Annotated in this window: 23 protein-coding genes; 5 read left to right on the top strand and 18 right to left on the bottom strand. The window is 64.1% G+C overall.

Annotated features, from left to right (window positions below; genetic code table 11):
- Positions 1 to 2: 2 nt before the first annotated feature.
- The 7 genes from A3Q7_RS0107610 to A3Q7_RS0107580 all read right to left on the bottom strand — a co-directional run bounded on the left by A3Q7_RS0107610 (position 3) and on the right by A3Q7_RS0107580 (position 6467).
- Positions 3 to 947, bottom strand: coding sequence for a hypothetical protein (locus A3Q7_RS0107610; protein WP_018411264.1), 945 nt, complete (start codon positions 945 to 947; stop codon positions 3 to 5).
- On the bottom strand, positions 944 to 1789 hold the full coding sequence (locus tag A3Q7_RS0107605) for a DUF58 domain-containing protein (protein WP_018411263.1): 846 nt from the start codon (positions 1787 to 1789) through the stop codon (positions 944 to 946). Before A3Q7_RS0107605 ends, A3Q7_RS0107610 begins: the two co-directional genes overlap by 4 nt.
- The gene (locus A3Q7_RS0107600) at positions 1786 to 2808 is read right to left on the bottom strand and encodes an AAA family ATPase (protein ID WP_018411262.1); all 1023 of its coding nucleotides are present in this window, start codon (positions 2806 to 2808) and stop codon (positions 1786 to 1788) included. The genes A3Q7_RS0107605 and A3Q7_RS0107600 overlap by 4 nt, the downstream gene beginning before the upstream one ends.
- 90 nt (positions 2809 to 2898) lie before the next feature.
- Positions 2899 to 3180, bottom strand: a complete 282-nt coding sequence (locus A3Q7_RS0107595) for a hypothetical protein (protein WP_018411261.1) — start codon at positions 3178 to 3180, stop codon at positions 2899 to 2901.
- Between the two features lie 78 nt (positions 3181 to 3258).
- A complete protein-coding gene (gene moxG / locus A3Q7_RS0107590) occupies positions 3259 to 3747 on the bottom strand; it encodes a cytochrome c(L), periplasmic (RefSeq protein ID WP_018411260.1) in 489 nt (162 codons plus the stop codon).
- Entirely contained in the window at positions 3744 to 4583 is an 840-nt protein-coding gene (gene moxJ, locus A3Q7_RS0107585; RefSeq protein ID WP_026224599.1) for a methanol oxidation system protein MoxJ, read from the bottom strand. Before moxJ ends, moxG begins: the two co-directional genes overlap by 4 nt.
- A gap of 57 nt (positions 4584 to 4640) precedes the next feature.
- Positions 4641 to 6467 carry a methanol/ethanol family PQQ-dependent dehydrogenase gene (locus A3Q7_RS0107580; protein WP_018411258.1) on the bottom strand — a complete coding sequence of 609 codons (1827 nt, stop codon included), beginning with the start codon at positions 6465 to 6467 and terminating at the stop codon, positions 4641 to 4643.
- A 289-nt stretch (positions 6468 to 6756) separates the two neighbouring features.
- Between A3Q7_RS0107580 and A3Q7_RS0107575 the strand changes: the two genes are divergently transcribed.
- Positions 6757 to 8118, top strand: coding sequence for an ATP-binding protein (locus A3Q7_RS0107575; RefSeq protein ID WP_018411257.1), 1362 nt, complete (start codon positions 6757 to 6759; stop codon positions 8116 to 8118).
- Complete coding sequence (locus A3Q7_RS0107570; protein ID WP_018411256.1) at positions 8115 to 8795, top strand: response regulator; 681 nt, start codon at positions 8115 to 8117, stop codon at positions 8793 to 8795. Before A3Q7_RS0107575 ends, A3Q7_RS0107570 begins: the two co-directional genes overlap by 4 nt.
- 117 nt (positions 8796 to 8912) lie before the next feature.
- Here the strand turns inward: A3Q7_RS0107570 and zigA are convergent, their stop codons facing one another.
- The 3 genes from zigA to A3Q7_RS0107555 form a co-directional block, all read right to left on the bottom strand.
- Positions 8913 to 10130, bottom strand: coding sequence for a zinc metallochaperone GTPase ZigA (zigA, locus tag A3Q7_RS0107565; protein ID WP_018411255.1), 1218 nt, complete (start codon positions 10128 to 10130; stop codon positions 8913 to 8915).
- A 6-nt stretch (positions 10131 to 10136) separates the two neighbouring features.
- Complete coding sequence (locus A3Q7_RS0107560) at positions 10137 to 10775, bottom strand: DUF1826 domain-containing protein (protein WP_018411254.1); 639 nt, start codon at positions 10773 to 10775, stop codon at positions 10137 to 10139.
- 70 nt (positions 10776 to 10845) lie between these two features.
- A complete protein-coding gene (locus A3Q7_RS0107555; protein ID WP_018411253.1) occupies positions 10846 to 11700 on the bottom strand; it encodes an all3515 family Zur-repressed PEP-CTERM protein in 855 nt (284 codons plus the stop codon).
- A gap of 189 nt (positions 11701 to 11889) precedes the next feature.
- Between A3Q7_RS0107555 and A3Q7_RS0107550 the strand changes: the two genes are divergently transcribed.
- A complete protein-coding gene (locus tag A3Q7_RS0107550) occupies positions 11890 to 12762 on the top strand; it encodes a PEPxxWA-CTERM sorting domain-containing protein (RefSeq protein WP_232417859.1) in 873 nt (290 codons plus the stop codon).
- Between the two features lie 103 nt (positions 12763 to 12865).
- On the opposite strand, the gene A3Q7_RS0107545 is transcribed toward A3Q7_RS0107550, so the two are convergent.
- Positions 12866 to 14800 carry a TonB-dependent receptor gene (locus tag A3Q7_RS0107545; protein WP_408630408.1) on the bottom strand — a complete coding sequence of 645 codons (1935 nt, stop codon included), beginning with the start codon at positions 14798 to 14800 and terminating at the stop codon, positions 12866 to 12868.
- Positions 14801 to 14873: 73 nt separating this feature from the next.
- Here A3Q7_RS0107545 and A3Q7_RS0107540 point away from each other — a divergent pair, with 73 nt between their 5' ends.
- Complete coding sequence (locus A3Q7_RS0107540) at positions 14874 to 15806, top strand: PEP-CTERM sorting domain-containing protein (protein ID WP_232417856.1); 933 nt, start codon at positions 14874 to 14876, stop codon at positions 15804 to 15806.
- A gap of 52 nt (positions 15807 to 15858) precedes the next feature.
- On the opposite strand, the gene A3Q7_RS19595 is transcribed toward A3Q7_RS0107540, so the two are convergent.
- From A3Q7_RS19595 to A3Q7_RS0107520, 4 genes are read right to left on the bottom strand one after another with little or no spacing between them, the layout of a single operon-like run.
- Positions 15859 to 16281 carry a Fur family transcriptional regulator gene (locus A3Q7_RS19595; RefSeq protein WP_018411249.1) on the bottom strand — a complete coding sequence of 141 codons (423 nt, stop codon included), beginning with the start codon at positions 16279 to 16281 and terminating at the stop codon, positions 15859 to 15861.
- A 6-nt stretch (positions 16282 to 16287) separates the two neighbouring features.
- On the bottom strand, positions 16288 to 16977 hold the full coding sequence (locus A3Q7_RS0107530) for a histidinol-phosphatase (RefSeq protein WP_018411248.1): 690 nt from the start codon (positions 16975 to 16977) through the stop codon (positions 16288 to 16290).
- Positions 16978 to 16988: 11 nt separating this feature from the next.
- On the bottom strand, positions 16989 to 17681 hold the full coding sequence (gene hda, locus A3Q7_RS0107525; protein WP_018411247.1) for a DnaA regulatory inactivator Hda: 693 nt from the start codon (positions 17679 to 17681) through the stop codon (positions 16989 to 16991).
- Positions 17678 to 18763 (bottom strand): AI-2E family transporter, encoded by a 1086-nt coding sequence (locus A3Q7_RS0107520; RefSeq protein WP_018411246.1) that lies wholly within the window; start codon positions 18761 to 18763, stop codon positions 17678 to 17680. Before A3Q7_RS0107520 ends, hda begins: the two co-directional genes overlap by 4 nt.
- Positions 18764 to 18907: 144 nt before the next feature.
- On the opposite strand from A3Q7_RS0107520, the gene purM reads away from it, so the two are divergent.
- Positions 18908 to 19963 carry a phosphoribosylformylglycinamidine cyclo-ligase gene (purM, locus tag A3Q7_RS0107515; RefSeq protein ID WP_018411245.1) on the top strand — a complete coding sequence of 352 codons (1056 nt, stop codon included), beginning with the start codon at positions 18908 to 18910 and terminating at the stop codon, positions 19961 to 19963.
- 193 nt (positions 19964 to 20156) lie between these two features.
- Here purM and rpmG read toward each other — a convergent pair whose 3' ends face one another.
- The 3 genes from rpmG to radC form a co-directional block, all read right to left on the bottom strand.
- Complete coding sequence (gene rpmG / locus A3Q7_RS0107510) at positions 20157 to 20324, bottom strand: 50S ribosomal protein L33 (RefSeq protein ID WP_018411244.1); 168 nt, start codon at positions 20322 to 20324, stop codon at positions 20157 to 20159.
- 193 nt (positions 20325 to 20517) lie between these two features.
- Positions 20518 to 20754 carry a 50S ribosomal protein L28 gene (gene rpmB / locus A3Q7_RS0107505; RefSeq protein WP_026224596.1) on the bottom strand — a complete coding sequence of 79 codons (237 nt, stop codon included), beginning with the start codon at positions 20752 to 20754 and terminating at the stop codon, positions 20518 to 20520.
- A gap of 160 nt (positions 20755 to 20914) precedes the next feature.
- Entirely contained in the window at positions 20915 to 21592 is a 678-nt protein-coding gene (gene radC, locus A3Q7_RS0107500; protein ID WP_018411242.1) for a RadC family protein, read from the bottom strand.
- Positions 21593 to 21627 lie beyond the last annotated feature (35 nt).

Here is a 21627-nt window from a genome sequence, read left to right as displayed (position 1 = left end):
CCTCAGGCTGCGCGCGACAGGGGCGCCTGCCGTACGCTCGGACCCTTTGCCCTCAGCTTTTCGCGGTCGCGCAGGGCGGCCAGCAAGCGCAGCAGAGCTGCCGGCGAGTCGTAGCCGCCTTGCGGCGGCAATCCGTAGAAGCAGGCGCGCGACGCGGCGAAGGCGGTGCGCAACGCTTCCGACTGATCGGCAAAGGCGGGGTTGTGCGCAATGAAGTCCGGAAGGTTGCTTGCGAACACCGTGGCGCCGGCCGTTTCGTTGCAGGCACCGTGCAGCGCGCGGAAGGCCTGTTGCAGGGCGTCGGCATCGCTGCGGGCGCACAGCGCCCGCACGCTGCGCCAGGCACGTGCGAACGGCCTGGCGCGCTGACCGCCCAGGCGGCCGCCTGCCCACAGCCCTGCCAGCAACAGAAGCACGCCTGCAACGCCCCAACCCAGCGCGCGCAGCAGGGGGGCTCGCGTATCGAACTCGGTCGCGAGGTAGCCGGGATGCACGCTGGAAACGATGTCCTTCTTGGATGCCCAGTGCAGCAGCGGAGCGGTGCTGATTTCGAAAGCCGGCACCTTGATTTCCGCCACCGCATTGTCCTTGCGGAAGCGCAGGCTCTGCGGTGCCATGCGCAGCGTCTGCGGCGCACGCACGCTCTTCATGAGCTGCCACTCGAGCGTATAGACGCGACAGTTGCCGCAGCGCTCAGGCGCGTCGCGAACAGTGAGCTGGCGCAACTCGAACTGGCGGTCGCCCTGGCCCGGTTCGGGCAGGCCGTCGCGATCGGGTGCCCAGCCTGCGGCGACGTCAAGGGTCAGTGTGACCGGTACGGTATCGCCGAGGCGGTAGCCGAAGTTGCGCGGCCATTCGATCTGCTTGAGCGCGACCGTCGCCGCCGCCGGTGCGGAGCACGCGAAAAGCAGCAGCGACAGGAGTGCGGAGGCGGATGACCTTTTCATGTCTGCAGGAAGTAGCGGTTGAACTGCATCGGGTCGATACGGTCGTCGATGAACAGCGGCGGGCGACCGTAGCGCATGGCGATGCGGCGCAGGCGCTCGCGTCGCTCGTTGCGAGCCTCTTCGAAGGCGCGCGCAAGCGCCGGTCGTTGCAGCAGCAGCCGTTCGGCGCCGCTTTCCATGTCGCGCAGCCGCGCGATGCCCCAGCGCGCGCTGGCGCGCTGCTCGCGGCTGTCGCCGAGCACCACCGTGACCACATCGTGGTGTGCCAGGCTGGCCAGTACCTTGCTCATGCGCTCGTCCGGCATGTGCGCATCGGTGAGCAGGAAGACCAGCGAGCGTCGCCGCGGAAGCTGCGGCGCCACGCGCAGCAGGGCGCTGTTGTCGTCGCCATCCGGCACGTGTGCGCGCAGACGCGCAATGGCGGCGCGTGCGCCGGCGGCACTGCGGCAGGGGGGCAGGGCGAGCTCGCGGCGCACCGCGCTGTCGCAGGCGATGAGCGCGAACGGGTCGCCGACGCGCCATGCGGAGTGTGCGATTGCTTCCGCCAGTTCGACCGCAAGGGTGTGCCGGTGCGTTGCACCGCGATAGTCCATCGAGCGCGATACGTCCACCACAACCACGACCGGTACCTGCGCCTGCTGACGGAACAGGCGGATCCATACGCGCTCGGATGGATCACGCAGCGACGCGCGCAGATCGAGGCGACGGGCGTCGCCCTGATCGCCCAGGGGCACGCTGCGCTCGAAGTCGTGACCCGGACCGGCCAGCGTGCCGCGATGGGCGCCCGGCGTCACGGCACGGCTGCGCCAGCGCAGGGCGTAGGCGAGCGCGCTCAAGGTCATGGCGAGGCGACCTGACGCAGCACCTCGGTGACGAATGGACGGGCGTAGAGTGCGCGCTGCGTTTCGTACACCGGACTGAGGCAGAGGCGATGGGCGATCGCCTCGAAGAACACGGTGTGCATGTCTTCCGGTACCAGTCGGTCACGCCCTTCCAGCCAGGCCTGCACGCGCGCTGCGCGCGCCAGCATGGCGACGCCGCGCGGGCTGGCGCCGGACAGGATGAACTGGTCGATATCGACATCGGACAAGCGGACGCCGTAGTCCGCCGGCTGGCGCGTCGCCAGCCACAGGTCGACACCGTAGTCATCGAGCACCGGGCTCGATTGCACGGTGGCCTGTATCGCTTCGGCGACGTCATTGAGGCGGGTGTGATCCAGCATGCCGGGCTCGACTGAGGAAATGAGCGCGTCCGCATCGTGGAAGCGCGTGTCGAACATGAGCCCGCGCAACTGCTCGCGCGCGCTCGGCGCTTCGACCGAAATTTCCATCAGGAAGCGATCGCGCGCTGCCGAGGGCAGTTCGAAGGTTTCCTCGCGCTCGACCCGGTTGCGATCGGCGAACACCTGCATCCACGGCAGACGATATTCGCGGTTGAAGGCGCTTACCGTGCGCTCCGCCATCAGACGCAGCAGCAGGGCGTGCACCTGCGGCCGGGCACGATTGATTTCGTTGAAGAAGAACACCGCCAGTTCGCTGCCTTGCGCGATGAGCGGGCCGGGCTCGACACGCGGACGACCGTCGTCACCCACATAGGTGTGATAGACGAGGTCGCCGGGCATCAGGTCCACAGTGCCTTCGATACGCTGGTAGGCACCACCGATGCCGCGCGCAACGGCCTTCAGCAGCGTGGTCTTGCCCACGCCGACGTCACCTTCCAGCAGCACATGGCCGCGCGAGAACACGGCTATGGTCATCAGACGCACGGTGCGCGGCATGCCGACGAGCACCGTGTTCAGCTGACGTTCGAATTCGAGCGCGTGCGCGCGCCATGTCGACAGGTCAACAGGTTCGGAATGCATCCGGGAATCCAGGTCGGGGTGGCCGCAGTGCGGCGCGGGAAGAAACCGGCCGGACGGGAGGGGATTCCGTCCAGCCGGCATGAAGGACGATCAGTTGACGTCGTACTTGAAGGTGCCGGTGGCGTTCAGGTTTTCCACGCGCTTGGCATTGCGCGCTTCCATGGCCTTGATCGAATCGCCTTGCTTGGAGATTTCCTTGGCGTCGTGCTTGGGGTCGTACTTCGAACCGGCAACCTTGTCCGGGTAGCCCGGCTTCGGTTCCCAGCAGTTGCCCGGAGCCTTGCACTTCGTGCCGTCGTAGGCCTGAGCACCGGCGGCCATCATCAGCAGGGCGGCTGCGGCGGTGATACGGGCTGCAATGCGGATCTTCATTCTCGTTCCTCCGTGGTTGTGTGTGGGTGTTGCGCTGGTCGGCCCGGTACCACCGGGCCGGAAACTGATGCTTCGGTATTACTTGTTTTCCTTGGCCTGCTTCCAGGTGGCCTTGGCCGGATCGCCGCTGTAGATCGAACGTATCCAGGCCATGATGGTCAGGATTTCGTCCTGCGACAGGTGACCGCTCTGCGGGCCCATCATCCCCTGCAGACCGCCGTAGATGCTGGAGAACAGACCCGGGTCGGTCGCGTTGTTGGGATAGGTCCAGTAGTCGTCAGCCAGGCCGGGGCCGAGCTTGCCTTCGGCATGGTGGCCATGACAGCCCGAACACGCAGTGGAGAAGAGCGATTCGCCTTCGGCGATCTTTTCCTTGCTGTCGTTGTACGGGTTGTAGCCGGTCTGCTTGAACTCCTTGACGGCTGCGCTCTCGTCCTTGCCGGAAAAATCCAGCGGCGTGCCTTCGATGGTGTTGAAGAAGCGCGGCGGACTGCCTGCTGCGATGGCGGTGACCAGGGTTCCGCCCATCACGGCGGCCGCGACCCACTTGCTGACTTGAAACTTCATCCTTTGCTGTCCTTCTGTCCCTCTGCCACCGGGTTGGGCGGCATGATGTTTATGCCCTCTGCGCGCAGAACGGCTTCTATATCCCCGCGCGATCGCGCGAGTGCGTCTTCGACCTTGCGCAGGAGTTCCTTGTCGTCCTTGCGCACTGCAATCGCAGTGTCGAAATGGAAGTCCACCGGCTCGCCATTGGATTTCTTCGACTGAGGCGGCACGGTTGCCACCTTGAGCGGTACCGGAGAAGTCTTGATATAGCGCGCGACAGACGGGCCCCAGGCTACGGCGACGTCTATCTCGCCGGCAGCGAGGTCGCGGATGAGCTTTTCGGTGTCATAGCGCACGTAGCGGTTGCGCGGCGCCTTGTTGCCACCCAGTGACATCATGTAGCGGAAGCTGTCCGCATAGCGGCCGATCTGCACCAGCATCACTTCGGCCGGTGTGCCGGGCACAACGCCGATGTGCGCGTTCTGCATGGCGGGGCTTTCCCAGCTCGTCACGTCGTCGCCGAAGTCAGCCCGTGTGACGAATACGTAACTCGAGCGGTAGTAGGCTCGCGTGGTCGCCACACGGGGATCGCCCGCGTCGACGCCCATCATGATGTCGCACTTGCCCTTGTCGAGCAGGTCGCGCACCACGTAGCGCGGATCACTGAAGCCCACGCGCTCGAGCTTCATGTCCATGGCCGCTGCCAGTTTCTCGGCGATGCGGTCTTCGAATCCTTCGCCCTTTTCGTTTGCGTAGGGCATTTCGTTATCGGCTGCGCAGACGCGCAACGTGCCGGCCGCTTGGGCGCCACCTGCGATGGCACACAGCAGAGCCGCAATGAGGGAGTTTTTCATGTGCATCTCCTGCCGGGAAAAGGGCGCGATGCCCGAGGCATCGCGCCCTTCTGAGACTTACAGCGAGAACACCATCACGCCGCCGCCCATCTTGGTGTATTGCTGGAGCTCCTTGAAGGCGCCCACTGCACCAAGACCCGCGGTCGGATCGGTCAGGTCGAACACGAGACCCACGCCAGGCCAGCCACCGACGCCGTAGTAAATGGCGACGTACTGCTTGCCCTTGTGCTCGTAGGTGACCGGGTGGCCGATGACGCCGGACGGGAGCTTGAATTCCCACAGCGTCTTGCCGTTGTCGGCGTCGACCGCCTTGATCATGCCGTCAAGCGTGCCGTAGAACACGAGGTCGCCGGCGGTGCTGGTGGTACCACCCCACACCGAGAACTTCTCGTCCTTGACCCACTTGAATTTCGAGGTCTTCACGTCGTAGGCCTTGACCTGGCCCATGTTGCCGTTGTTGCCCGGGGTGGCATACATGTTCAGGGTGGCGCCCACGAAGAACTGACCTGCGCGGTAGGGCAGCATGAACGGCTCCCAGTCCATGCAGATCATGTTCGTGCCGAGCATGACCAGTTCGCGCTTCTTGTCGATCGAGTCGTGACCCTGGTTGTGATAACCCATGGCGGACGGGCAGATGCCCTTGGCCAGGTGGTCCATGCGGGTCGAGTATTCCGGATCGCGGATGGGCACACCCTTGGCCATGTCATAGCCCTTGAACACGTTCACCGACGGATCGATCTTGTCGGCGCGAACCAGGTTGCCGTTCTCGCGGTTCAGGGTGTAGACGATGCCGTTGCGGTCCGGGTGGGTCAGCAGTTTCTGCTTCTTGCCGTCAACCACTTGCTCGGACAGGCCGATCCAGTTCACGCCGGCGTAATCCCACTCGTCGTGCGGCGTCTTCTGGAAGGCGAACTTGGCCTTGCCGGTCTTCACGTCGCGACCCCAGATGGCCATCGTCCACTTGTTGTCGCCCGGGCGCATGGTTTCGTTCCACGGTGCCGGGTTGCCCGAGCCGTAGTACATCAGCTTGAGGTCCGGGTCGTAGGCGTACCAGCCCCAGTTCGTGCCGCCACCGATCTTCCATGCGTCGCCTTCCCAGGTCGAGGTGCCGAGGCCCTTCTGACCATAGTGCGGGTTCGCCATGTTGAAGTCGTCGGCCAGGTTCAGGTCCTCGTCCGGACCGGTGGCGTAGGCACGCCACACCTGCTTGCCGTCCTTCATGCGGTAGGCGGTGACATAGCCACGCACGCCCAGTTCGGCACCGGACGAGCCGACGATCACCATGTCTTCGACCACCATCGGAGCCTGGGTCAGGGTGGAGCCGACCTTCGGATCGGAGTTCTCCATCTTCCACAGTTCCTTGCCGGTCTTCGCGTCCAGCGCGACGATGTGGCCGTCGAGCTGGGTCTTGAAGATCTTGCCGTCGCCGTAGGCCAGACCACGGTTGACCACGTCGCAGCATGCGACTGCACGCACCGATGCGTCCTGCTTCGGCTTGTGTTCCCACAGGATCTTGTTCGGGTTGTCGAGATCGATCGCGTAGGTGATGTTCGGGAACGGGGTGTGGATGTACATGATGCCGTTCACGACCAGCGGACCACCTTCGTGACCATGCAGAACGCCCGTCGAGAAGGTCCAGGCGGCCTTCAGGTTCTTCACGTTGCTGCGGTTGATCTGCTTCAGGCCGCTGTAGTGGCTGTGGTCATAGTCCTTGCCTTGCATGACCCACTGGCGATCATCCTTCGACAGCTTGATCAGTTCAGCATTGGCCAGCGCTGCACCCGATGCGGATGCCAGCGCGACACCGGCAATCGCGGTGGCGACAGCGCGGCTCAGACGGGTCTTCTGCAGACCGGTCCGGCCGGTTGCACTTTTCAGTGACATAGCGATTTTCTCCTCCTTGGATGGGGCGCGCGGGGATACGCGCATTCACTCGCTTGCGCCCGGCCGGCTGTGGGGACAACCGGTGCCGGACGCAACCCCCACGCAGGTCGTCAGGCGGCGGCCTGCGTGAAAGTCCTGCGAACTATAGGAATGTGCACCGCAGCGATGGCGGTGCCGGATACACCGCAACGAGGGGAATTTGTCCCGCGTGGGTGGCGCTACCATGGCTCCATCCGGATCGCGCGGAGCTTTGCCCGCGAAGCGACATCCCTGCCCTCATCCAGAACGAATGACGCTCAAGAATCGTCTGCTGCTGCTCGTGCTGCTGCTCATGTGCGTATTGCTCGCCACGCACGGCTATCTGCACTACCGCGCCTGGCAGAGTGACTCGGTCGAGGAGATCGAATCCGGTACCCGGCTGGCGCTCATGCTGTTGCCGGAGGACATGCCGCTCACCGCAGGCGACGGCCGTTCGGTCATGCTGGAGTCGCTGCTCGAGCGCGTGAGGCGCATGAAGGACATCCGGCATGTGCGCATCGACGTGCTTGATCTCGCCGGTCGCGTACTCGCATCGTCCGACCATCGCGGAGAGGCGGCGTGGCCCGCGCCCGACGAAGCGCCAGTTCAGGCTTCGGGCACGGTGCGCATGAAGCCGTGGCGACTGAACGGCGAGATTGCCGGTTTCTATCGCGTGTCGCCGATGCCGTCCGACGAAATGCGCGAGAAGTGGGAAGGCTTCAAGCGACTGAGCTATCTCACCGTGGCCTTCAGCGTGTCCGCGGCCTTGCTGCTCTATTGGGCGCTCAGCCGCGCACTGGCGCCGGTGCAGGCCTTGCGTACCGCGCTGCGCCAGATCGAAGCCGGTCAACTCGAGGCGCGACTGCCCGCCTTCCGGTTGCCGGAGCTTGCGGAGCTTTCGGCGTCGTTCAACCGCATGGCCACTTCGTTGGCCGAGGTGAGCCGCGAGCGCAGTTCCTTGCTGCGCAAGATCATGGTGATGGAGGAGCAGACGCGCCGTGCCATCGCACGCGACCTGCACGACGAAATGAGTACCTATATGGTGGCCATGCAGCCGCATGTCGCCGTGCTGTCGGCGGCGTGCCAGCGCGAACCCGCGCTCGAGCGCTATCGCGGCAGTGCGCGGGCGCTGGGCGAGCACCTGGCGCAGTTGCTCGGTCGTGTGCGTGTTCAGCTCGAGTCGCTGCACCCGGCGGAAATCGATGCGCTGGGCCTGTACAACGCGCTGCGGCAACTGGTCGAACAGCGCAGCGCGCAGGCGCCGCGTCCGCTCGAACTGGTGCTCAACCTCGAAGGCGAATCGGTGGATGCGGGTCCGGCGGTCGAGGCGAGCGCCTACCGCATCGTGCAGGAGGCGGTCACCAATGCCTTCAAGCATTCGGATTGTTCGCGCCTGCTCATCGGCGTGAGCGTGGAGCAGGGGCGCGAGGGCCGTCTGCTCAAGCTGGACATCTGGGACGACGGAACGGCCCACGGGATTCCCACCGGCGGCAGTGGCCTCGGCATGCTGGGCATGCGCGAGCGCGCACTGGCGCTGGGCGGGCAGTGCACGGCGGGGCCCGCACCCGGTGGTGGCTGGCGCGTGACGGTGCGCCTGCCCTTTGCACGAACTGAACAGGAGATCGCAGCATGAACAATCGTCCTACCCGCATCCTTCTGGTGGACGACCACGCAGTCGTCCGCACCGGTTACCGGGCCCTGCTGGAAATGAACGAGACGCTGCAGGTGGTCGGCGAGGCCGGCTCGGCCGACGAGGCCTATGCGGCCTACCGCAAGCACACACCCGACGTGGTTGTGATGGACATCATGCTGCCGGGTTCCAGCGGCATCGAAGCGACTCGACGCATCATCGCCTTCGACGAACAGGCGAAGATCCTCATGTTCACGATGTGTTCGCATCCGACCGTCGTGCAGCAGGCGCTGGACGCTGGCGCGCTGGGCGTGCTCACCAAGGACAGCGCACCCGAGGCGCTGGTCGATGGCGTGCAGTCGGTGGCGCGCGGCAAGCGGGTGCTCAGCCGACAGGTCGCGGAAAGCGTCGCCTTCTCGCACTACCTGCCGGAATCCAAGCTGTTCGGCTATCTGACGCCACGCGAATTCGAAATGTGCCGTCTGCTGGTATCCGGCCATTCGATCGATGCCATCGCGGAACAGTTGAATCTCAGTCCGAAGACGGTCGCGAACAAGTTGAGCACCGCACGCCGCAAGCTTGACGTGAGCTCGGACATCGAACTGGTAAAGCTCGCTTCTGAAGTGGGGCTGGTGCCGTGGGTCAATGAACGGCGCATCGGCGTGGAAGCGGGCGGTTAGAACATCGTCGCGCCTGGGCCGGGTCCATCCAGCGGACTCGTGAAGCCCGGGGCGGCGAATGGCGAATGGCGCAGGGGGCGATGGACGGTCGCGCACCGCCCATCGCCCGGATAGCCTTCACTGCGCAGGGGTGTCGTCGTCCTGCACCCGACCCCAGGGGTCGAAGGGGTCGGGAAAGCGCTGCCATGCGGCTTCGCCCAGCGCAATTTCCTCATCGGTCAGCAGACAGGAGGCCAGTCGCTGGCGTATCCAGTCCTCGTCCATGTCCATGCCGATGAACACCAGTTCCTGCCTGCGGTCGCCAAAGGGCTCCTGCCAGCGCGCACGGATCTGCGCCAGATAGTCGCTGTCGGTCGGCCAGTCGGCCCGGTCGACGGCTGCCCACCACAGGCCTGCCGGGCGGTTGCGGCAGATGCCGCCCGCCTGCGCCCACTCGCCTGCGAAGTCCATACGGCTCGCCAGCCAGAAGAAGCCCTTGCTGCGCACGACGCCGGCCCATTCGTCATGAATCAGATTCCAGAAGCGGCGCGGGTGGAAGGGGCGGCGTGCGGTCCATGAAAAGCTGCGTATGCCATAGGTGTCCGATTCGGGCACATGGGTGCCGCGCATTTCCTGCAGCCAGCCGGGCGCTTCCGCGGCGGCTTCGAAATCGAAGCGCCCGGTGTCGAGGATGCGATCCAGCGGCACGCGTCCTTCGGTGGATTCGACGATGTCAGCGCGCGGATTCAGTGCGCGCAGGATGGCATGCAGTCTTTCGCGCTCCTCGTCGCTGACCAGATCACACTTGTTCAGCACGATCACATCGGCGAATTCGACCTGGTCGACCAGCAGGTCCACCACGGTGCGATTGTCGTCCTCGCCGAGCGATTCGCCGCGCTCCGCGATCATGTCGTTGCTTGAATAGTCACGCAGGAAATTCCAGGCATCCACCACGGTCACCATGGTGTCCAGCCGCGCCACCGACGACAGGCTGCCGCCATCCTCGTCCTCGAAGGTGAAGGTTTCCGCCACGGGCAGCGGTTCCGAAATGCCGGTCGACTCGATCAGCAGATAGTCGAAGCGACCGTCGCGCGCAAGCTTCGATACCTCAATCAGCAGATCCTCGCGCAGCGTGCAGCAGATGCAGCCATTCGACATTTCCACCATGCGCGCATCGGTGCGCGACAGTTGCGCGCCTTGAGCCACCAGTTGCGCGTCGATGTTCACTTCGGACATGTCGTTCACGATGACCGCGACGCGTCGGCCTTCGGTGTTGGACAGCACATGGTTCAGCAGGGTGGTCTTGCCGGCGCCGAGAAAGCCGGACAGTACGGTGACGGGAAGTTTCTGATTCATGATGGATTACCAGATGGCATCGAAGGCCGCGACGATGCGCGGCGCGTCGTCTGCGATTTCGGGGGAGCGATGCAGCACGCCGCGGCCGGCCTGGCCGGGCCAGTTCCGACCCTTGAGCAGCAGCAGATCGCCCGCGTCGGCACGATGGATGCCGCGCGCGTCGATCAGGATGTGATCGGTGCCGATGCGGGTGCGATCGGCGCAATCGTCGTCCAGCCACTCGGTCGCCGGGCCGCGCCAGGTCACCAGCAAACGCAGGCTGACCTGATCGACATGCCAGCGCGGGCACATCGCGCGATCCAGTACCTCGATGCGCACACCGAAGCGGGCACTGCCGGTCAGGTCGCACAGCAACTCGCCGCACTGGCGCACATCATCGATCAGCGGGTCGCGGCCCGGGCCGTCCGGCAGCATTGCCGGATCCAGCGTTTCGCCGGCGATGAACACGCCGCGGGGCAGGGCGCGCAGCGCGGCGTGAACCGTCGTCATGTCGAGATAGGTCGCCAGCTCGGGCGGCAGCGGCCGGCGCAGTCGCACCAGATGGCATTCGGGTTCGAAGATGCGTGACACGTCACCCAGCGTGTTCACGGTGGCGGCGACGCCGTGTGGGGTCGCCGCACTACAGGAGTCAAGGCGGTCATTCATGGTGAGGGCTCGCGGGGCATTGCCGAAAAGGGCGGCGCGTCTGCGATGGAGGCGGCCACCCGTTCTTCGATCAGCGACGGCGTCTTGCCACCTGGCTCAGCATGAGCAGGCCGCCCACGAACAAGGCCCAGCTCGCCGGTTCAGGCACCGGTGCCGGGACAGCGAAGTCGATGTAGAAGGTGCCGCTGTCGCGCACGGCGGTGTTGCTGCCCAGATTCACCAGCGAGAACTGAGCGGTGTAGGTGCCTGCGGCGGCGGTCGAATCCACCCAGAAGGTCGGCAGGAAATCGAAGCTGTTGCCCGATCCGAGCAGGTAGAGATTGCCGCTGTCGAACAGGTCCATGTCGCCATTGGCGGCCACCTTCAGGCCCGGTGTGGCGTACTCGAGCTTGAGCGCCACCTGCACGCCGTCCAGCGCGGCATTCCAGCGCTCGCTGCTGCTGTTGAACAGCACGCTTTCGGCGCTCCCGGCCGCACCGCCGGACAGCGACTGTATCGAGGACATGCCGAGGTAGCTGTATTCGTGGTGTGCAACGTCCTCTCCGAGCACGCCGCTGACCCATTTGCCGGCGTAGTCGCCGCTGCCGGTGGTCAGCGCCAGGGTGCCGGGAAGCGGATCGATGCGCGAATACAGTTCGGGCAGCCGGTTGTTCGCGTTCGTGCCATTGATGACCGGCGCATCGGCGGTACCGGAGTAACTGTAGGCACCGATGCCGTGGAAGTGATTGCCGTGATCGAACAGGAAGGTGAGTCGCCCGTAGTTAGGGTTGGCCTGTCCGGCGAAGGTGCCGCTCGTGATCGTGGCGAGGCTGTCGATGCCGATGTAGAAACCGATGCCTTCGTCGGCGCGCAGCGGTTCGGCCGCGTGCGAGGGCAGGCTGACCATCAGGCTTGCGCTCAGTACGAGCAGGGGTGTACGGAACATCTGTGTCTCCTGGATGAGGGATTGGAAAGATGGCTGGCCAGCCACTAACGATAATAAATTATCAATAGAGAGCGCACAAACTCTTTCGATCAAGGCCGGCAAGGTCCGCCGACGCTGTACGTCCTGTCCCAATGCTGTTATTTTTGCAAATGGTAGTGCGTTATCAAAAATCAAGCCACGGAGATTTCCATGTCCTTGCTGTCACATCGCTTCAGAGGGATGTTTCTCGGCCTTGCGTTGTCCGGGGTGTCATCCGTCGCACTGGGCCAATCCATACATTTCGATGTCACCATCAGTCTGGACAAGGGACCCGTGGTCGGCAGCAAACTGGTTGCCGGTGCCTTTGGCGATCTGCCGTTCGCCACGCTGCCGACCGACTACGAAACCGGTGCCTTTGTCTTTCCGGGCAACTTCGGAGATTTCGAAGGGGGGCCGCGCGCCACGGACGACCCGGGCTTCCAGGCGTTCGCCGGTGCGCTGAAGGGCGGCTCGCGCGCCAGCGAGCGGGATCTCATCGGCTTTCGCGCCGTCGGTATCCTGCAGTACTGGGATCCGGTGTCCGGTGTGTGGTCGGACGCCGACGCTGGCGTGGGCGTGCGTCTATATGGCGCAGTGCCTCCGGCTGTCGCCGATGCCTACCTGCTTTACCAGCTCAGTCCGTCACTCGCGCCGCCCAACGCTGTCGCGAACTACCAGTATTACGAGTCAGGCACCTTGTTTACCGGTGAGGGCATTTCGGGCCCTGCGATGGCGGTCATTGATGACGCCTCCTCGTCAGGTGCCTTCCATGCTCACCTTGACTGGTTCATCGAGGGTAACGCACCGGTTGGCGCCTACATGGTGACCCTGCAATTGACCGACTCCACCACCATCGGTGGCAAAGGGCGCTACGTCGACTCCGATCCTTTCCAGGTGCTGTTCAACTACGGGCTGGATTCCGCGAGTTATCAGGCCGCCTTCCAGTCCAGGCTGTCGGCGCCGGTTCCGGAGCCCGCGACCTGGGCCTTCCTGCTGGCCGGCTTTGCCGCACTGTCCATCGCTGCGCGGCGCCGCCCGGGCTGACCATTCCAGCCGCCACGGGTCTCTTGTCTGTCCCGGGTGGCGAGCGGATCCTTCTGCAAGAGGCGCATGTCCGCCCGAGCCGCCGCACGCCGTGACCGGGGTCTCAGAACTCCAGGCTGGCGGCCACTTCGATGCTGCGTCCCGGCTCAGGCGAAAAATTACGCAGCAGAGAGGTGGCGTTGCGCGCGTCTGCGTCGAGCAGATTGCGGGCGCGCAGCGACAGCGTGAGCATCCTTTGTTCGCCAAGTGCGCGCCTGTGACTGAGGTTGGCATCCAGCCGTGTGTAGCCGTCGGTCGTCGTTTCGCCGGTACCGGGCCTGTCCTGGTCGGCATAGCGCGTGAGACGCAGACGGCCGGTCCAGCTTTCATGCCGGAACGACAGCTCGCTGCCGAAACGCAGCGGCGGCAGGCGTGGCACGTCTTCCCGCAGACGGGTCAATCGTCCCTTAACCTCGTCCGCGAACAGTGAAAGTTCCACGCGTCCCCAGCCCTGACTGTCCCAACCGCGGGCGATTTCCGCCTCGAAGCCATGCAGCCTCGCGTCGGACTGACTGAAGTTGGTGACCGGCAGGCACTCCTCCAGGCGGACGCAGGCTGGCCGGATGCGTTCCTCATCCGTGTCATAGAAGAAGTTGGGCACGGTGCGCTGATAGATGAAGTCGTCGAAGCGGTTAACGAACAGATTGATCCGCGCGCGCCAGGTCGAGTCGTCGTACTCGATCAGCCATTCGCGTCCGTGCAGGGTTTCGCTTCCCAGGTCGAGATTGCCGACGTCGTAAGTGCGCGTGGCCAGGTGAGGGCCCAGCGAATAGAGTTCGTGGATTTCCGGCGCACGCTGCGCATGGGACAACACCGTTCCGATGCGCAGTGATGGCGTCATCCGCCAGTAGGCTGCGAGAGTGCGGCTGTTCGCGTTGAACTTCCGGTCGGGCAGGTCGACCACTGTGGTGGCCAGTTCGCGCTCGCCCGCCTGCATCCTTGTCAGTTCGGCGCGTGCGCCGGCTTCCAGGGTAAGGCTTCGCCAGTTCATCCGCTGCGTGACATAGACGGCCGAACTGCGCAGTTCGGTCCGCGGAATGAAGGATTCCAGCCCGACGGCCGAGAATCGCCGCTGTACATGATGGACACCCACGGTGCCCGCGAAGTTTTCGCCCAGCGCGTGCTCCGCCTCCAGGCGCTGTTCGATGGCCTTGTTGCGAAAGGTGGTGGCAATCGTTCCGTCGTCGATTTCGTCGTGACGGTACTCGATGTGCGCGCCGGTATAGCGCAGCGTCTGCAACCATCCTTCGCCCAGCCACTCCGCGCGGGTATCGACACGGCGGTTATCCATGTCTATGCGAGTACGGTCGTCGCCACCGTGACTGTGACCCGGTGCAGGCGGAATGCCGTAGTTGTTGGAGCTGTTGTTGACCGCGGCGCCGAACAGCGCGTCGCCGATGAACACCGTGCCCCCGAGCGTGCCGCCGGCCGAGCGTGCATCGCTGTTGTAGAGACGGCCACAGCTGTTGCGGGTATTGATCTGACCGAACTGCTGGAAAACCGCAGCGTCGTCCACTGCACAGCCTGCAATGTGGCTGTCGCTGCGGTCGCGCGCAAAGCCGCTCGCGCGAAGTGCGACCGGTCCGCCGCCGGTATCAAGTTTCAGGGCATTCACCCGTTCGCGGCCGTTGCTGCCATAGCTCGAGGAGGCTGTTCCCGATACGGGGCGGGACGGGGGCCGCAACGGAATGCGCCCGTCGTCGACATCGATCGCTCCGCCGAGAGCTCCGCCTCCGTAGCGCAATATGGCCGGGCCGCGGAGTACGCGTATCGATTCCGCCAGCGTCGCGTCGGCCGTCGATGCATGATCCGGGCTGAACGTGCTGGCGTCATGAGTCGCTCCGCCATTGCTCAGCACTTTCACCCGGGTACCGCTCAGACCCCGGATCACCGGCAGGCCGACTCCCGCGCCGAAGGTGGTGTTATGGACACCGGCTTCGTCTCCGACCGTTTCACCCACGGTCGATCCCCGGCGATCACGCAGCGCGTTGCCCCGCAACTCGTTCTGTTGCAATCCTGGCGAGGGAGAAGCCTCGGGAAGGCGGACCGCTTCAACTTCGACATCGGGCAACGTGAGCGCATCGTCGCTGGCGGTCGACGTGCCCTGGGCCGAAAGGAGTGAAGGGAAGGCGGCAAGTGCCCACCATATTGGCAAGCGAGGCAGGACTGCGCGGGCACACATGGAGGAGGCGGTACGAAGAGGAAGAGGTGCAAATTGTGATAATAGTAACGTATTATCGATATTGACCGGAGCGAACCCGTATCCGGACACCCTCTTCACCGTCCAGGAGATATCAATGAAGTTTTCTGCATTGCGCCAGTTCGGCGCCGCGCTCTTTGTGGCGCTGTTGTCCTCGACCGCGGCTCATGCCCAGCATCTGCACGCAGGCGATGTCGAGATCGGAAGCGCGTCCGGGGTCATCGTGGTTGATCCGGAAGCTCTGGCACAGCACGCGTCCAATGGCTATGCGCTGTTCGAAGGCGATTTCCGCGATCTTTCCGGAGGTGTGTTCGGCACGGACGATCCGGGCTTCATTTCGGAAGAGGGCGCGCTGACGCCGAGTGACATCATCTACTTCCGGGGCATCGGTTCGCTCATGACGTGGAGCGGCGCGAACTGGGTCGTTTCAACCGCCGCTGTATCGCTCAGCATCGAGGATGCATTGGGGGAACTCACCGTGTTCAGCGGCAGCGGCATAAGCTCGCCGCAAGGCATCATCGGGCAGGTGAATGGTGCAGGCGAAATCCACGAGCATCTGGATTTCGACCTGCTGGGTGCTGATCGCGCGCTTGCGTCGGCCTATCTCATCACCTTGCAGATCGGCAGTGATCTGAACGGGTTTTCGCAACCGTTTTACGTGGTGATGAATGCCGGACTGGACGAAGAGGTATTCGAAAGTGCGGTCGGTGCATTGACAGCGCCTGTGCCCGAACCTGCTTCCTGGGCGCTGCTGCTCGCAGGTGTCGGCATGCTGTCGCTGGTTGCGCGTCGGCGGGCGGGCTGACTCCGGACCGGGACGTCCGCGCCCTCGGCCCGTGCGGCAAGGGTGCGGATGTTCAATCGTGACGGTGCGTACAGGCCTTGGGTTCTGTGCGAGTCTCGTCGCCATCATCGCCGCACTTTGCACAGCGCCCGTACAGGGTAATGTCATGTGCGTCCACCGAAAACCCTGCTGGTGCGAGTGAAGACCAGTCGGTGGCGCATTCCCCGATATCGAATACCCGACCGCAGCAACGGCACTTGAAGTGGTGGTGATGGCCCAGATGTGCTTCCTCGTACCGGGGCGCTTCGCCAGGGATGTCCACCTCGCGGATCACGCCTTCTTCCAGCAGAACCTTGATGTTGCGATAGACCGTCGCGAGGCCGAGTGCCGGCGCTTCGCTGCGCGCCAGCGAGTGCAGTTCGGACGGCGACAGCGGACGCCCGGCGTGCTGGATCGCGCCCAGGATCGCCGCGCGCTGGCGGGTATTCCGTTCCATCGCCACTCAATCCTCGCTTTCTACCGCCTGGCCGGCATGAAGGTGCATGATCTGCCAGCCTTGTTCGCGCGCATAGGCCTCAAGTGTGGGGTCGGGGTCGACCGCCACCGGATGATGCACGCGCTTGAGCAGCGGCAGATCGTTCAGTGAATCACTGTAGAAGCTGGTGCGCTTGAAACTGCCGAAATAGAGGCCCAGTTCTTCCAGCCAGCGCTCCACGCGTTCTATCTTGCCTTCGCGGAAGGCCGGGGTGCCGCGCGGTTTGCCGGTGAACTGACCGTTCTCCTGGGCGGGTATGGTGGCCACCAGGTGCGGGATGTCCAGTTCGCGCGCGATCGGACCCGTGATGAAACTGTTGGTGGCGGTGACGATGGCGCACAGCGCTCCGCTTTCGAGGTGGGCATTGACCAGACCGCGCGCGCCGTCGGTGAGGCGCGGGTGGATCTGTTTCACCATGAATTCCGCGTGCCAGGCGTCGAGCTGTTCGCGCGGATGGCGCGACAGCGGAGCAAGCTGGAAGTCCAGGAACTCGTGGATATCCAGCGTACCGGCCTTGTACTGAGCGTAGAAAGTCGCATTGCGCACTTCGTACAGTTCGCGATCGAGCACGCCCTTGGAAATCAGGAATTGCGCCCACTCGAAATCGGAATCGCCAGCGAGAAGCGTGTTGTCGAGGTCGAAAAGTACCAGTTCCATCCGTGTTCCCATCAGATCAGTCGTGTCTGCATGACTTCGCGCAGCAGCGGCAGTGTGACCGGACGCTGGCGGGTCAGAGAATGCTCGTCCAGCAGGTCGAGCACGCCCAGCAGAGAACGTATGTCGCGCCTGCCGTGGCGCATCAGGTAGTCGAAAACTTCGGGGTCGATCTTCATGCCGCGCGCCGCCGCGTGAGCGTGCAGCAACTCGATGCGTTCTTCGTCATGCAGCGGCTGTATGCAGAAGGGCAGCATCTGCCCGATTCGCGTGCGCAGATCCTCTCGCAGAGACAGTTCGCGGGGCGCCGCGTTTCCTGCCGCCACCACGGTGATTCCGCGCCCCTGGGCGAGATTGATCGCACGGAACAGCGCACCCTGTGCCCCGGTATCGAGAAGATGTACGTCGTCGAACAGCCATAACCCGGCTCGGGTCGCTTCGAGAGCGGCGATCAGGGTGTCGGCTGCGGTGAGATTGATCTGTTCGGCTTCCAGGTAGAGGCCGCGCGCAACGGATTCGGCAGCGAGCGCACGCAGAAGGTGGGTGCGTCCGCTGCCACTGTCGCCCCAAAGGTAGACCGAGAGGCCCGGATGCGGCCCGGTCATCGTTCGCAGGTGCGCGATCAGGTCGCGATTGGCGCCGGCAACGAAGTTATTGAGGCTGGGTGCAGCAATTGGGCGGATGTCGAGCAGGAGCTGGCGCATCATTCGAGAATCTTGGGACCGTCGCCCTGATAGAAACCGCTTGCAAGGTAATGCCGGCGTACCTCGCGCAAACCGACCAGAAGCGCTGCCGAAGCGGGAAGCGCCACCAGCACGCCGACGAAACCGAACAGCTGACCGAAGGCCATCAGGGCGAAGATCACGGCCAGCGGATGCAGCCCGATGCGCTCGCCGACCAGCCATGGCGTCAACACAAAGCTCTCCAGCAACTGGCCCAGTCCGTAGACGATGGCCACGCCTATCATGGGTGACCAGCCCTGGAACTGCAGGGCCGCGACCAGCAGCGACAGCAGCAGGCCGGTCGAGAAACCGACATATGGAATGAACCCGAGCAGACCCGACAGCAGGCCGAGAGGCAGGGCGTAATCGACGCCGGCCAGCCAGAGGCCGATGCTGTAGAAGGCGGCAAGCGCAGCCATCACGGCCAGCTGACCGCGCAGGAATTCGGCCAGCACGGCATCGATCTCGTCCGCCATGGCGAGTGCGCGCTGCAACCAGGGGCGCGGGATGAATGTCGCGACGCGGTGCCTCAGATCCTTCCAGTCGCGCATCAGATAGAACATCACCACGGGCGTGAGCAGCACGTTGGCAACGACTCCGACAATGACCGCACCCTGGCTGGTCACGTACTCGAGAGCCAGCATCAGGTAGTCCTGCGCGCTCGACCAGTTCTTCGTGATGAAGCGCTTCAGACTGTCGACGTCAAGCTGCAGATTGATACCCAGGTGACCGCTCAACCAGGGCATCAAACGGTCGTGCGCGGCAGTCAGATAGGCAGGCAGACGCTCGACCAGGGTGCGTACCTCCTGCTGGATCACCGGTACCAGGATGAGGATGAGGCCGATCACCATGCCGATCACCAGCACGATGACCATCACCACAGCGAGCGTGCGCGGCACGCCGCGCCGGTGAAGGCGTTCGACCAGTGGCTCGAAGATGTAGGCCAGTACCAGCCCGAGCATGAAGGGCGAAATCGTCGGCCCGAGAAGCCAGATCAGCCCGATCAGGGCAGCCCCCACCCCGGTCCAGAGCACGGTCTGTCTGCGGTTGATGCCGGAAGGACTCATGAGGAGGGGTGTGCGGAGGTAGAATGCGCACCCTCGGGGTGTGATGCGCTGTGGAACGTGTAGGAATGCGCGCAGTTTAGCAAGATTCCACCCCGGGCTTCCGTTCATTCATCCCGTTTCCGCGGCGCTTGCGCCCCATATGTCATGACATCATCCAAGGACACCCGCACTTCCCTCAGTTATGCCTCCGCTGGCGTGGATATCGATGCCGGCGATGCATTGGTCGAGCGCATCAAGCCGCTGGCCAGGCGCACGATGCGGCCCGAGGTGCTGGGCGGGATCGGCGGGTTCGGTGCGCTGTTCGAGGTGTCGAAGCAGTATCGCGAGCCGGTGCTGGTATCCGGGACCGACGGTGTGGGTACCAAGCTGAAGCTCGCGTTCCAGCTCGACGGACATGACACGGTAGGGCAGGACCTCGTGGCCATGAGCGTCAACGACATCCTGGTGCAGGGTGCCGAACCTGTGTTCTTCCTCGATTACTTCGCTTGCGGCAGGCTTGACGTCGACACGGCTGCTCGCGTCGTTGGCGGCATCGCGCGGGGCTGTGAACTGGCGGGCTGCGCGCTGATCGGCGGCGAAACGGCCGAAATGCCCGGCATGTACCCTGCCGGGGAATACGATCTCGCTGGTTTCGCCGTCGGCATTGTCGAGAAAAGTGCGCTCATCACTGGCGAAACCATCGCGGAGGGCGATGTGGTGCTGGGGCTCGCTTCCAGCGGTGCGCATTCGAACGGTTACTCGTTGTTGCGCAAGATACTCGAGCGTGACGCGCCGGATCTCGATGCGGATTTCCACGGCCGGTCGCTGCGCGAAACCGTGCTCGCACCGACGCGCATCTATGTGAAGTCGCTGCTCGGACTGATGAAGCAGGCGCCGGGCATGGTCAAGGGGCTGGCCCACATCACGGGCGGTGGCCTGCTGGACAATGTGCCGCGCGTCCTGCCCGAAGGGCTGGCGGCACATATCGACGCGTCGTCCTGGCCCATGCCGCCTTTGTTCGCCTGGTTGCGCGAAGCGGGCAATGTTGCCGAACAGGAAATGTACCGCGTATTCAATTGCGGCATCGGCATGGTGGTCATCGTGTCGGCCGCGGATGCCGATCGCGCGAGCGAAGCGCTGGCCCGGGCGGGCGAGCAGGTGTTCCGCATCGGCCGTATCGAACGCTGTGCGTCGGGTGAAGCGCAGACGGTGGTGCGCTGACGAAGGTGGCAACGTGATGGTTTGATTGCCGGCCTGCCCGGCGCAGCGACCGGATGTGCCGCTGCATGTCGCGCGCGGGAAGGGCAAAACAAGGGCAATAAAACAAGGGCAATAAAAAACCCGCCGGCGGCGGGTTTTTTATTGCCCGGGGGCCGGCTGTCACATATCGCGACCAACCTGCGCCCGCAAGGACTTACTTGAGTTTGGTTTCCTTGTACATCACGTGCTTGCGCGCCTTGGGATCGAACTTCATGATCTCCATCTTCTCCGGCATGGTGCGCTTGTTTTTCGACGTGGTGTAGAAGTGACCGGTGCCGGCAGTCGATTCCAGCTTGATCTTGTCGCGTCCGCCCTTGGCCATGACGTGTTTCCTTCCTGTCTATGCCGGCTGCTCAGCCGGATCTGTCTGTATCGCCCCGGCTCCGCCGGCAGCTTGAATTCCGATGCTTGCGAACAAGCCCGGCGGTTTTGAATCTTGCGGCGACTGCCGGAATCCGCCCATCACGATTCGATCTGGCGCAGCGTCCGGCAGGAACGCGAGAACGGGTACGTGCTCAGACCTTCTCGCCGCGGGCGCGGATGTCGGCCAGAACGGCTTCGATGCCCTTCTTGTCGATCGTACGCAGACCCTTGGTGCTGACGCGCAGGCTCACGAACCGGCTTTCGGACTCCAGCCAGAAACGGCGTTGCTGGAGATTCGGCAGGAAGCGACGCTTGGTCTTGTTGTTGGCGTGGGACACATTGTTGCCCACCATCGGCGCCTTCCCCGTAACTTGGCAAACGCGGGACATGTTTCGAGCTCCAGAATCGCAAAAGCTCGCGAGTATAGCGAATGAACGCCCGGATGTTCAAGTGCCGGCTTCGAACCGGAACTGTTTGCGCGCCGTCCCGGTACATGCCGCGCCTGCGGGCAGGCGCGGCAGCGAGGCGTTTACCGCGCCGTAGGCGCACTCACAGCATGCCGCGTTCAGCGAAGGAACAACTGCAGCCGGTTCCGACGATCAGGTGGTCCAGGACCCGCACGTCTACGAGTGCCAGGGCCTGTTTCAAGGTTTGCGTGAGGAATTCGTCGGCACGTGAAGGTTCGGCGAGGCCGGATGGGTGATTGTGCGCGAGGATCACAGCCGCCGCATTGTACGCAAGCGCCCGCTTGACGACTTCACGGGGATACACGCTGGTCTGCGTCAGTGTCCCGCGGAACAGCTCTTCGGCGGCGATAAGCCGATTCTGCGCATCCAGCAGCAACACCATGAATACTTCGTGCGCAAGTCCGCCCAGTCGCAGCATGAGCCATTCGCGCACTGCTGAAGGCGAGGACAGCGCGTCGCGTGAGCGCATCTGTTCCTTCAGCGCGCGGCGAGCGAGCTCCATCGTTGCCTTGAGCTGGGCCGCCTTCGCTTCACCCATGCCGCGGATGCTGCACAGTTGGCCGATGCTGGCGCCGGACAGCGCCAGCACGCTGTGATCGAAGTGCTGCAGCAGATCGTGCGCCAGTTCGACGGCCGACTTGCCGCGGACACCGACGCGCAGGAATATCGCCAGCAGTTCAGCCGACGACAACGCTTCCGGTCCCTGTCGGATCAGGCGCTCGCGGGGGCGCAGATCCTCGTTCCAGTCCTTGATGGCCATCGCGCTACAATCCGGGATCGATCCTGCTCAGGATA

The sequence above is a fragment of the Methyloversatilis thermotolerans genome, from assembly GCF_000372885.1.
In the GTDB taxonomy this organism is placed as follows: domain Bacteria; phylum Pseudomonadota; class Gammaproteobacteria; order Burkholderiales; family Rhodocyclaceae; genus Methyloversatilis; species Methyloversatilis thermotolerans.
Note: the sequence above shows the minus strand (reverse complement) of the source record. Positions and strands in the feature narration are given on the sequence as shown.